Below are 12,261 nucleotides of genomic sequence, written 5' to 3' on the forward strand. Positions count from 1 at the left end.
GTCACATCAGTCCTTTCAGGTAGACGAAGCTGAAGATAAAGATCCAGACCACGTCTAAGAAGTGCCAGAACAGGGAGAAGATGAACGTTTTGTTGGCGGTAGCGGGAGTAATGCCGCGCTTCCACAGCTGAATCATAATGCCAATTCCCCACAGCAGGCCGAAGCTGACGTGAAGACCATGCGTTCCCAGTAGTATGAACAGACTGGAGAGGAAGCCGCTGGTCTGCAGGGTAGCTCCTTCATGCACATAAGTGAAGAACTCGTCGATTTCGATACCGACAAAAGCAAGACCCATCACCAGCGTAATCGCCATGAAGACCATCATAGCTTTCTTGTAGCCATGCCGCATGGCATGGACAGCCAGACCGATAGTGAAGGAACTCGACAGCAGGAGGAAGGTCTCCATCAGCACCGGGCCGATCTCGAACAGCTCGCTGCCGCTCGGTCCGCTGGCATAGCGGTTAACCATTACGAAATATACAGTGAACAGCGTAGCGAAGAGAGGGATCTCGGCTCCGAGAAAGACCCAGAAGCCGAAGATCTTGTTACTGTTCTCTTCCGTTGAATATTCGAGCGGCTTGGACGCATCTATTTTCATACAGTCTCACCCCGCATCAGTTTCTTTTCTGTAGCTATAACCTCTTCTACAGGAATGTAGTAGCCTTGGTCCTTATCGAAGGACATGAAGGCCAGCACGACCAGGATTCCAATTCCGGCAACAATCGCCGGAATCCACATGCTGAATACCAGGAAGAAGCCAAGGAAGAAGAAGACTACACCCAATATGAACGGCTTGCCGGTATTGCTTGGCATATGAATCTTGGTGTATTTGGTGTCTGTATACAGCGGGATATTCTCCTGCTTCGCAGACCATAGAGCATCACGCGTCTCAACCTTAGGCACAATCGCAAAGTTGTAGAGCGGAATCGGGCTATGCGTAGCCCATTCGAGCGTCCGGCCATCCCAAGGATCGTTTGTTGTATCTCTTGGCATGTAGCGGGTACTCCAGTAAATATTGTAGACCAGGATCACGAAGCCGATGGCGAGACCGACAGCCCCGACGAAGCTTAGCATATTGAGCGGACCGAAGCCTGATTCCTTAGAGTAAGTGTACAGACGGCGTGTCATTCCCATCAGTCCCAGGAAGAACATTGGGAAGAAGGTTACGTTAAAGGAAATGATGATCCACCAGAAGGCATGCTTGCCCAGCCGTTCGTTCAGGCGGAAGCCGAACACTTTAGGGAACCAATAGTGGAACCCGGCGATGACGGCGAACACAGCACCCGGAATCAGCACGTAGTGGAAATGCGCAACCAGGAACATCGTGTTGTGATACTGGTAATCGGCGCTGGCCATCGCCAGCATGACGCCCGTTACCCCGCCGATCGTAAAGATCGGGATAAAGGCTAGAGTATACAGCATCGGGGTCGTGAAGGTAATCCTGCCCTTTCGCAGGGTGAATAGCCAGTTGAATATTTTGACCCCGGTAGGTACTGCTATGGCCATCGTTGTTATCGAGAAGAAGCTGTTGACCATGGCACCTTGACCCATCGTATAGAAATGGTGCGCCCATACGAGGAAGGACAGGAGCGAGATGATCAGCATACTGAATACCATGGAGGTATAGCCGTACAGGTTCTTCTTCGAGAAGGTGGCGATAATCTCACTATAAATACCGAACGCCGGAAGGATTACGATATAGACCTCCGGATGTCCCCAGACCCAGAACAGGTTGGCCCAGAGCATATCCATCCCGCCGTTGGCCATCGTGAAGAACTGGGAGCCGAAGAGGCGGTCGAACATCATCATCGCCAGCGCTACGGTAAGAACCGGGAAAGCAAAGACAATAATAACGTTGGTGATCAGTACGGACCAGGTGAACATCGGCATCTTCATCAGCGTCATGCCTGGTGCGCGCATTTTGAGAATTGTTACGATAAAGTTAACCCCGGTGATCAGCGTACCGATACCGGATATTTGCAGAGCCAGAGAGTAGTAGTTGTTCCCTACGGTCGGGCTGAATTCAAGACTCGCCAGCGGGAAGTACGCTGACCAGCCCGCATCCGGCGAGCCGCCGATGACGAACGAAATGTTCAGCAGCATGGCGCCCATGAAGAAGAGCCAGAAGCTGACGGCGTTCAGCCGCGGGAAGGCAACGTCCCGTGCACCGATCTGCAGTGGAATGATTACGTTCATCAGACCGATGATGAACGGCATGGCCATGAAGAGAATCATGATCAGACCATGGGTGGTGAAGACCTCATTGTAATGCTGTGCATCGAGGAATTTCATTTCCGGCGCAGCCGTCTGCAGACGCATCATCATTGCATCTACACCGCCGCGGAACAGCATCAGCAGCGCGGCGAGGATGTACATGATCCCGATTTTTTTGTGGTCAACCGTAGTCAGCCATTCGCGCCACAGATAGCCCCATTTCTTGAAATAGGTAAGCCCTACGAGAATCCCGATGGTTGCCAGTGCAATACTGATCATGGCCCCGTATATCAAGGGTTCGCCGTGAACCTTAAATTTGTCCAAATCCATTAGGGTAGCTCCTTTCAGTGTGTTGCATTAAGCTCGCAAGAGAGCTAGTGTCCTTCATGTGTGCTTTCATCTACAGCTGAGGTTGGCAGCGGCTGGTCCAATTCAGGATCAGGCTTACTATCGAATTCCGTTCCGCTGGACGGCTCTGGAGAAGGATGAAGCTCTTTGTTATCCTGATGCTCCTGATTGCCGTTGTCCATATCCATCTCCTTGCCGCCGCCGCTCATATGCTCGCCGTGGTCTCCAGGAGGCGGGCTGAACTCCAGATGGGTGGAGGAATACGTTTTGCGTCCGAGATAATCCGTGGCCAGCAGGCCCTTGAATTCTTCCTCAGTCAGCTTAGGCGCAGTTTCCTTCACTTCCTTCACCCAGTCCTCGTAACCCTTGTTACTCAGGACAAGCGCTTCGAATTCCATGTGGGCGAAGCCTTTACCGCTGAAGTTAGCGTTCTTTCCGATATAAGAGCCTTCTGTATCAGCGGAGAGATGAAGCGTTGTCAGCATGTCGCTCATGGCGTACTTTTGGCCGGCAAGCTGTGGAATCCAGAGACTGGTAATGGTGCCGAATGAGTACATTCTGAATTCTACCGCACGATGCACCGGCATATTCACGTAGTTAACCGTCTCGATCCCTTCCTCAGGGTAGCTGAAATGCCATTTCCAGTTGGAAGAGGAAGCATAGATGACCAGCGGAGTCTGATCTTGATAGTCCGCAGCCACATTCTCCACTTCGTTAGTCGTCTTGACGGTAACAACGGACAGGAAGGCTACGATGATAATCGGAATGATAATCCAGATGGCCTCCAGTACCTTGTTGCCTTCCTCATGTTCAGGGATGTAGCCCTCATTACTCTTCTTCGCACGATATTTCACCAGTACAAAGATATACAGAATGTAGACAACAGCCAGAACCCCGAGCATTACAAGAATAGAGAGCAAGATGGTGTCAGATAACGTCCTTGCAGACGGCCCCTTCGGGTTCAAAACAGCGATTGAGCTGCATCCCGGCAGGAGAAGGATCAGGCTTAAAAACAAAGCGTATAACGGTCCCTTTTTTTTCATATAGAACTCCTTCCTTCAATACTACTTTTCATTCGCCGTTCATTAACGGGAGTACATTGATCTGTATCTATAGTAAGAACTACTTACCCATAATGCAAAATACATATTTTGTATAAAAGTATAAAAAAGACCTTAAAAATGGCGAACAAGTTAAATATGTGTGATCAAATTGTTACAACTCCCTAAGGGTATGATAAAGATCACTGTAGTGGCGCACTTTAGCTAATTTTAAGGTTGTTCAATTTTTGTTCAAAATATCGATATTGTTATTAATATTGTCACAATTATTCTGCGCCAAAAACCGCTGATTTAACCGTGTAACGCTTGCTGTGACAGCATTCGACGAGATTTGCGTGCTTTCTGAAAATGTTGGCGAACCCTCATTTATCATTGCACAAGAGTAACAATTTTTTAGCTTCCGGTTACAATCTCTCAAATTACGTTGAAAGTATATATGATAAAGTAATAGATAAATATACATAGATTGGAGACTGCTGCTGTGCGTATCAAGAAAATTCTGCTCTTATTCATGTCTTTATTCCTAATCATGGGGCTTGTGCAGGTCCCGGCTAATGCTAAAGGTGATAGCGCTATTCTTAAGCTCGGAGTCAACGATAAATTAAGTAAGGTTGAAGCTGTTTCCGTAAAAGGCACCTATTATGTACCGCTGTGTGCACTTGCGGATGAGCTGAAATGGACCCTTACCGGAATGACGGACGGAATTCAAGTAGCCGGCGGAACGGGTTCGCTTACCCTGCTGAGCAAGGACGGAGGTGCCGTGCTTAAGGATGGCACTACTGTGCCTATGAGCACTTTCGTGCAGGACGGCAAACTCATGGCTCCGCTGAAGGTTAGCGGGTACCTCGGGTATAGCATTTCCTACGCGGGAGATAAATATTTACTTCGTGTGAAGGACGGCTCGGCGCAGCTTACCGATGCAGTGTTTACCGATAAATATGCTGCCGACCTGAAGCCGAAGGCTCCAGTGGCTCCAGTGACTCCTGCCACTCCCGTTACACCCACTGAGCCGGGCAAGCCGGGCCGGACCGTATACCTGACCTTCGACGATGGCCCGTCAGCGACGACTGGTGAGTTGCTGGATATCCTGCACAAATATGACGTACAGGCGACCTTCTTCATGCTGGGGAACAACATGAATGAGCATCCCGCCCAGGTAAAGCGGATTGCTAAGGAAGGCTATGGCTTAGCGCTGCATGGTGTGACCCACCGCAAGGAGAAGTTCTATGCCTCTCCTGCAGCGGCGCTTGCCGAGATGTCAGGGGCCAATGCAACATTGAAGAAGCTGACGGGAGTAAGCACCCCACTGATCCGTACGCCATACGGAAGCAAGCCCTATTTCACCAAGTCCTTCCGCGATAAAGTCCTGACGCAGGGATACCATCTCTGGGACTGGAACGTGGATTCCTATGACTGGAAATACAAACAGAACAGCGACAGAATCTATAACACCGTGATGGATCAGGTGAATAAGCTGAAGGCGTCCAAGACGAATCCGGTAATTCTGATGCATGACCAGAAGGCTACACTCAAGGTGCTGCCGCGTATTCTGGAGAAGCTGAAGAAGGAAGGCTATACCTTCAAGCTCATTACGAAGGATATGGAGCCGCTCAATTTCTGGAAGGATAAACGCTGATCCGCAAGGGTCAATAAAGAAAGAGCAAGCTGCGGGGTACCTGCAGGCTTGCTCTTTTTTTGAGGAAATGTATAGAGAAAAGGCAGTTGTTACTTATACAGATATTGCACCAGCATATGAACCAGCTCTGACTTCAGCCGGTCCACAGCGATCCGCTGCGGCGAGAAGGAGATAAAGTCTACAATCGCGCTCACTGACTCGAACACAATGATCGAAGCTGCCTCCGTATCTTCGGTCTTCAGTTCATCCTGTCCCATCTGAAGATAGGTCAGCGTCTTGAGCCGGCCGGACTCGTACTGGGCATCCATCAGCTGCTTGATAGCCTCATCGCTGTGATACATAATATTCAGATCCTTATGGTACCCGATAAATGCCTTATGCGCGAGCAGAAGCGTGTCTATCAGATGCAGGATCAGGTCCGTACGTTCAATCGTATTGAAATTAATCTCTGCCATCGACCGCTCGACCTCGGCCATCAGCTCATCCCCGTACATGTGGAGCACCTCAATAAATACGGACCTTTTATCCACAAAATAGGAGTAGAAGCTCCCGGTCGAGACCCCGGCTGCCGCTGCAATCTCCTTCGTATTCGTCTGATAGAAACCCTTGTCCGAGAATAGCTGCATCGCGGCCCGGATAATGGCTTCCTTCGTTCGTATACTGCGCTCCTGCTGCGGAGTTCTAATCTTGTCCTCTGTTTCACCCATATCGTAAGGTCCCCCTCATAGTACAGATTGTAGTGGAGTGGTTTTGCGCTGTCAATAAAAGTTGAACCGGAGTTCATTTTTTGATTGACAAATATGAACTAGGGTTCATATAATCTGAATATGAACTCTATTTCATATTTCAGGAGATGATCGATATGGGGATTGGGATGCGCAGAGCTTTATCCTTTACGGCGATTGTGCTGGGCTTTTTCATGGCGCTGCTGGATACAACCATTATTAATATTGCCCTGCCGGAGATGACCCGCCAGTTCGGGGGGAGTGTGTCGCAGGTATCCTGGGTGATGAACGGCTATAACCTGGCATTTGCCGTATTCATCCTGACTGCCTCGCGTCTGGCCGATCAATTCGGACGGAAGAAGGTATTCCTCATTGGCGTGGGGGTGTTCACACTGAGCTCTCTGCTTGCCGGACTCTCCACTTCACTTGGCATGCTGATTCTGTTCAGGGTCATTCAAGGCTTGGCGGGAGCCATTATTGTGCCGGTTACAATTCCGCTAAGCACCACCACCTTCCCCAAAGAAATGCACGGGCTGATTATAGGCATATGGGGAGCCGTCTCGGGAGTGGCTGCGGCAAGCGGTCCGGCACTTGGCGGAATACTGACACAGAAGCTGAGCTGGGAGTGGATTTTTTTTGTGAACGTACCGCTTGGGCTGCTGAGTATAGGGCTGACCGCTATGTTCATTCAGGAGTCACGGGATGATTCAGCAGGGCGGTCCATAGACTATGGCGGAATGCTGGGGATTACAGGCGGGATGTTCTGCATTACATATGCCCTGATTAAAGTGCAGGATTACGGCTGGAGCTCGCGCCCGTTCCTGGGACTGATGGCTGCGGGGGTGCTGTGTTTGGTGTTCTTTTTTCTTACGCAGTCTAAGGGGAAGGAGCCGATGCTGCCCCTGTCCCTGCTGAAGATCAGGGCCTTCAACAGTACCTCGGTATCGATGATCGTGCTGGGGGCGGCGCTGATGAATATTTCGCTGCTGACCTCCTTTTATCTGACCCGGGTGATGGGGGTGTCGGAGCTGAGGGCAGGGCTGGTCCTCTCAACTATGGCCTTAGGCTCCATCGCCAGCTCGGCTGTATCCGGGCCGCTGTCTGCGAAATACGGCAGCAGTCTGTTCGCCGCAGCGGGAATGGTGCTGATTGGCGGTGCCACCTATTCCATGAGCGGACTTGAGGCCGACTCTACGCTGGGTGCGGTGATGCTACGGCTTGCAGTGACCGGCTTTGGCGTGGGGCTCTCGATGGCACCAGTGATGTCATCGGCGATCCGGGTCGTTCCTGAAGACAAGGTGGGCATAGCTTCGGGAGTGACTAATATGGCGAAGGCGCTGGGGAGTGTACTCGGCGTGGCTATCATCGTCACTGTGCTCCAGCATAATACAACCCGGGAGCTGAGCGCGGCGAACTCCGCAGACGCAGAGGCCGGGACCGTGGCAATAAGACAGCAACAGGCGGCTGTGGATGCGTTTAGTCAGACCTATAAGTTCGCAGGCTACCTGCTCCTCCCGGGTATAGGCGCTGCCCTGTTCAGCGATGAACGCAGACAGCGGCGTAGCAGCAGCGTTCATGTTCAATAGAAGAGTCCCACTAAGCAATCATAACCCCCATCTGTCCAGGGCAGGCAGGTGGGGGTTATTTGCGTGATACGCTGGAACTAGACAGAGTAAAAGTTAATGATTGACATTAATTCTTATCTGTATTAATAATAGTAGTACAGTTAACACAGTTGAACAGCCGGATCACAGGTCCGAAGAAAGGAGGACTGTCATGTTCGAGTTGGATGTACGCAGCCGCAAGCCGATCTATGAGCAGCTGACCGACAAGGTGAAAGAGTTGATTATGCATGGTATTCTGCGGGCGGATGAACAGCTGCCTTCGGTGCGGGCGTTATCCTCGCAGCTTACAGTCAATCCCAATACGATTCAGAAAGCCTACCGGGAGCTTGAGCGTGAGGGGTATATCTATTCGCTGCAGGGCAAGGGCAACTTCGTAGCCGCGCTGCAGCAGGGCCAAAGTGAGAGCAAACGGGCAGAGCTGAAGGAAGAACTGCTGCGGCTGATGGCAGAAGCAGTCTACCTTGGGTTCACGGAGACGGAAATCAGTTCCCTGTACCGCCAGGCGCTGGATATGAGAAGAGAGGAGAGCAGCCATGATTGAGATACGCGGAGTGAACAAGATTTTTCAGGAGGAAAAGGCTGTGAACGGCCTCTCGCTGACGGTACCCAAAGGGGCCATCTACGGATTGCTGGGATCTAACGGAGCAGGCAAAACCACGCTCCTGAAGATGCTTGTGGGCATCTATCGTCCAGATACAGGGAGTGTCAAGGTAGGCGGGCAGCCCGTCTATGAATCACCGGAGGTCAAGCGAAGTCTGTTCTTCATGCCGGACAGCCCGTACTTCTTCCCGCAGGCTACGATGAAAAGTATGGCGGAATTCTACCGCTCAATCTATACAGGGTGGAGTCAAAAAAGATACGAGGAGTTGGTTACAGTGTTCCGGCTCGATCCCCGGCGCAGACTCAGCCGCTTCTCCAAAGGGATGCAGCGGCAGGCCGCCTTCCTGCTGGCGCTTAGCTGCAAGCCGGATGCGCTGATTATGGATGAGCCGATCGACGGCCTGGACCCGGTGATGCGCCGCCAGATCAAGAATCTGCTGTTCCAGGAAGTCGCCGAGCGCGAGCTTACCGTGCTGATCTCCTCGCATAATCTGCGCGAGATTGAGGATCTGTGCGACCATGTCGGCATTATGCATGAGGGCCGGATGCTGGTGGAGAAGGATCTGGACGATCTGAAGGCCGACACGCACAAGATTCAGGTCGCTTTCCGTGACGTACGTCATGCGGCGGCGCTGGAATCCAAGCTGCAGATCCTCCATCAGGAGCAGCGGGGAAGCGTTAGCCTGTACATTGTAAAAGGAGAGCGGGAGCGGATCAGTCAGGCTTTTCATGTCTATGACCCGTATGTGTATGACCTGCTTCCGCTGACGCTTGAGGAAATCTTTATCTATGAAATGGGGGATGCCGGTTATGACGCGCAGCCGATTATTCTGTAACAGCAGCATTATCCGCCAGAACCTGCGCCAGTATGGCTGGATTGGAATTTTGTACACACTAGCACTCTTATTCATACTCCCGCTGCAACTGTTCATTAATGGAGAAGGGCTAAAAGAGCCTGTCGTATTAGAGGGACTATTCGATCTTGGCATGGACATTCCGGTAATCCTTATTCCTTTTCCGATCATCACCGGATTGTTCCTGTCCCGTTATCTACAGTCCAAAGGCTCCTCCGATCTGATGCACAGCCTCCCGCTGCGCCGCTCGCATCTGCTGTCTTCCTATACGCTGAGCGGTCTGCTTCTGCTGCTGCCGCCCATCTGGATTACAAGTGTGGTTACGATGCTGGTCCGCCCGCTGGAGAGCAATATGTATATCTATCACGGAGCGGAGGTCTGGCAGTGGTGTCTGACCCTTACTGTGCTGACCCTGTTCCTGTTCGCGTTCACGATGTTTGTCGGGATATGCACGGGGCAGACCATTCTGCAGGGAGTGGTGACCCTCATTCTGTTAGTCCTCCCTGCGGCAATGTTAATGTTTATAGATATGCATCTGAACAGATATTTGTATGGGTACCCGGATAGTATAGGATCGAGGGAATCCCTGAAGGATTGGGCGCCGATGCTGCGGATTGCAGATATGTCTTATAGCCCATTTAGTCCTACAGAGCTATGGGTGTATGCTCTACTGTTTGCAGCCTTTTTAACGCTCTCCTTCGTGCTATACCGTAAGCGCCACAGTGAGAAGGCTGGACAGGCAATGGCCTTCACCTATTTCGACCCGCTATTCAAAGCAGGGGTGATGCTCTGCAGTATGCTGCTTGCGCTCAGCTACTTCGGCAGTATCAAGCAGGGAACAGGCTGGATCGTCGGCAGTGTCGTCGCCGGAGGGGTAATCGGTTATATTCTCGTAGAGATGGTTCTCCGCAAAACCTGGCATATCCTGAGCCGCAAGCTGCCGCTTGAATTGGCAGTATATAGTATCCTGCTTGGGTTGCTGCTCTATGTTCCTGTATCCGGCTTGACCGGATATGAGACCCGGGTTCCGGCCTCCGGGAAGGTGAGTGCAGTATTCGCCGGTGGTAATTATGCAGACCTGATGCAACGCCCATTCGGCGCTCAGAGCGCTGCACCTGCGGAGGAGGTTGATATCTATTCCAAGGACGCGAAATATATTGAAGCTGTAACGGCATTGCACCATGCTGTCGTAACAGCCAAGCCTGATCAGGGGCAGGCCATGTGGGATTATGTATATCTCCCCCGCCATCCTTTCACGCTATCATACCAGCTGAAGAGCGGAGGGACGCTCATGCGGACCTATCTGGTTCCGTCAGCGGGCTTCGAGCCGGAGTTGAAGGCGGTCATGGGACATGCGGACTACAAACGTGAGCGATATCAGATCTCCCGGATGAACAAGAACATAGAAAGTATCCGGATGAGCAATCTGGATAAGGCCTTCAGTATTTCCGATCCGCAAGAGGTGAAGGAGTTCAAGGACATCCTGATCCGTGAGCTGCTGAATATGTCCTATAAGGATCAGGTCTCGGATCAGCGGTCACGGGCTTCCATTCAGGTTATTCAAAAACCGGATCAGAACGGGTTTCAGGCTCAATACACTTATAGCTGGTATCCTACCTACCATGAATTAGGGGCTTGGCTGGAGCAGGAGGGATATGCGGATAAAGTCAAAATTACCGTAGCGGATGTCGTGTCCGCCGAGATGTTCAGGGATATGAATCACAATAAGCTGCCACCCGGGCGGATGTATGATCCCGAGACCCGTCTGGAGTTAGCCCGCAGCGAGAAACGGGCGGTCATGGTCACAGACAAGACGCTCATTAACGGTATTCTGGAGCATCGCCGCAATTACAACCGCAGAGAGGGAGGATATGCGGTGAAGATAGTGTATAAGAATGATTCATCTAGTTATATTTCGCTGGATGAGCAGGAGATGTCTCCGGCGCTGAAGGCTCTTCTTCCTTAGTCAGTTTAATCTATTACAGTAAATCAACGGTCTGTTCCCCTCGTTAACGGATGCATATCCTTTGCGGGGGGATTTCTTTGTTGTATTGGGAAGTTAGTGCCGGTGCCAGGTCAGTGCCAGTGTTATGTTCTCTGCTTCTGCTTCAGTTGTACCTGAGTCCGAAGCATGGGTATATTAGATTAGGGTCTGCAAAATAATGCGGCCAGTGTAAGGAGGAACGAACATGGAAGAGGTAAGGGATCATCTGGATCATGGACTGCAGATTGTCTTCATCGGCTTCAATCCCAGCATCCGCTCCGGCGAGCTAGGTCATCATTATGCCAATCCGCGCAATAACTTCTGGCGCATACTGCATAAGTCCGGACTGACGCCGCGGTTATACGAGGCCTCCGAGGACGGGGAACTGCTGAAGCTGGGGTATGGCTTCACCAACATCGTCGCCCGCCCCACCGTAGGCGCTGAAGATATCACCCGGGAGGAGTACGCCAAGGGCCGCGAGCTCCTGCGGGCCAAACTGGAGGAATACCGTCCAGAGATTGCCTGCTTTGTCGGCAAGGGCGTGTACACAGAGTACAGCCGCAGAAGTACAGCCGCCTGGGGCTTCCAGGAAGGAGCCGCTCCCGTGGTGGACGGCGTCAAGGAGTTCGTCGCCCCTTCATCCAGCGGTCTGGTCCGCATGCCGATGCCGGAGATCATCGGAATCTACTCTCAGCTGCGTGACTTCACAGGGGTGCAGGAGCCTTGAAGCCGGGCCCGGGAGGGATCTGGTTCACGAGTAACCGGCCTGAATTTATGCGGAAAACCGAACACAATGCGCAGGTACGAGGGGAAGAGGGCCCAATGTATGCGAAAAACAGCATACATTTGCTAGCGTGCAGGCGTGTGGCCTGAATGTATGCGGAAAACAGCATACATTTGCTGGGGACGGCTCGTGGTCCGAATGTATACAGAAAACCTAACGCATGAGCTGACGCGAGGGCGAAAGGGCGTGTGTAGTGCCGGGTTTGTGGTTTTAAATCGCATCCCGCTTAAACAGCGGTGAGGACGGAACGAATGCGGAAAAGCGATAGCGGTCGCCTTTGTCTCCGGATTTTTACCGATTAAGGAAATAAATAAAATCTGGAGACAACAGCGATTGTAGCAACGTTCCGTTCGCGGAGCGTCCACCCGAGCGCCTGCGTGGATCCTGCTCGAACAAAAAGGCGTCCACCCGAGTGCCCGCGTTGATCCTG

At 51.8% G+C, this 12,261-nt stretch carries 10 protein-coding genes; 6 read left to right on the forward strand and 4 right to left on the reverse strand.

Annotated features, from left to right (window positions below):
• Position 1: 1 nt before the first annotated feature.
• From qoxC to qoxA, 3 genes are read right to left on the reverse strand one after another with little or no spacing between them, the layout of a single operon-like run.
• Positions 2 to 598, reverse strand: a complete 597-nt coding sequence (gene qoxC / locus MKZ07_RS28395) for a cytochrome aa3 quinol oxidase subunit III (protein ID WP_036693560.1) — start codon at positions 596 to 598, stop codon at positions 2 to 4.
• Positions 595 to 2,544, reverse strand: coding sequence for a cytochrome aa3 quinol oxidase subunit I (gene qoxB / locus MKZ07_RS28400; protein ID WP_036693561.1), 1,950 nt, complete (start codon positions 2,542 to 2,544; stop codon positions 595 to 597). Before qoxB ends, qoxC begins: the two co-directional genes overlap by 4 nt.
• 44 nt (positions 2,545 to 2,588) lie before the next feature.
• Entirely contained in the window at positions 2,589 to 3,605 is a 1,017-nt protein-coding gene (qoxA, locus tag MKZ07_RS28405; protein WP_341028883.1) for a cytochrome aa3 quinol oxidase subunit II, read from the reverse strand.
• 499 nt (positions 3,606 to 4,104) lie between these two features.
• Here qoxA and MKZ07_RS28410 point away from each other — a divergent pair, with 499 nt between their 5' ends.
• Complete coding sequence (locus tag MKZ07_RS28410) at positions 4,105 to 5,259, forward strand: polysaccharide deacetylase family protein (RefSeq protein ID WP_341028885.1); 1,155 nt, start codon at positions 4,105 to 4,107, stop codon at positions 5,257 to 5,259.
• Between the two features lie 89 nt (positions 5,260 to 5,348).
• On the opposite strand, the gene MKZ07_RS28415 is transcribed toward MKZ07_RS28410, so the two are convergent.
• Positions 5,349 to 5,966, reverse strand: a complete 618-nt coding sequence (locus tag MKZ07_RS28415; RefSeq protein WP_036693564.1) for a TetR/AcrR family transcriptional regulator — start codon at positions 5,964 to 5,966, stop codon at positions 5,349 to 5,351.
• 155 nt (positions 5,967 to 6,121) lie between these two features.
• Between MKZ07_RS28415 and MKZ07_RS28420 the strand changes: the two genes are divergently transcribed.
• The 5 genes from MKZ07_RS28420 (at position 6,122) to MKZ07_RS28440 (ending at position 11,774) form a co-directional block, all read left to right on the forward strand.
• Positions 6,122 to 7,570 (forward strand): MFS transporter, encoded by a 1,449-nt coding sequence (locus MKZ07_RS28420; protein WP_063828998.1) that lies wholly within the window; start codon positions 6,122 to 6,124, stop codon positions 7,568 to 7,570.
• 190 nt (positions 7,571 to 7,760) lie between these two features.
• Positions 7,761 to 8,150 carry a GntR family transcriptional regulator gene (locus MKZ07_RS28425; RefSeq protein WP_036693565.1) on the forward strand — a complete coding sequence of 130 codons (390 nt, stop codon included), beginning with the start codon at positions 7,761 to 7,763 and terminating at the stop codon, positions 8,148 to 8,150.
• Positions 8,143 to 9,045, forward strand: coding sequence for an ABC transporter ATP-binding protein (locus tag MKZ07_RS28430; protein ID WP_036693567.1), 903 nt, complete (start codon positions 8,143 to 8,145; stop codon positions 9,043 to 9,045). Before MKZ07_RS28425 ends, MKZ07_RS28430 begins: the two co-directional genes overlap by 8 nt.
• Entirely contained in the window at positions 8,999 to 11,029 is a 2,031-nt protein-coding gene (locus MKZ07_RS28435; RefSeq protein ID WP_143804284.1) for a hypothetical protein, read from the forward strand. The genes MKZ07_RS28430 and MKZ07_RS28435 overlap by 47 nt, the downstream gene beginning before the upstream one ends.
• A 223-nt stretch (positions 11,030 to 11,252) precedes the next feature.
• Positions 11,253 to 11,774, forward strand: a complete 522-nt coding sequence (locus MKZ07_RS28440; protein ID WP_036693571.1) for a mismatch-specific DNA-glycosylase — start codon at positions 11,253 to 11,255, stop codon at positions 11,772 to 11,774.
• Positions 11,775 to 12,261 lie beyond the last annotated feature (487 nt).

The sequence above is a fragment of the Paenibacillus sp. FSL P4-0338 genome (assembly GCF_038002365.1).
Taxonomy (GTDB): domain Bacteria; phylum Bacillota; class Bacilli; order Paenibacillales; family Paenibacillaceae; genus Paenibacillus_AQ.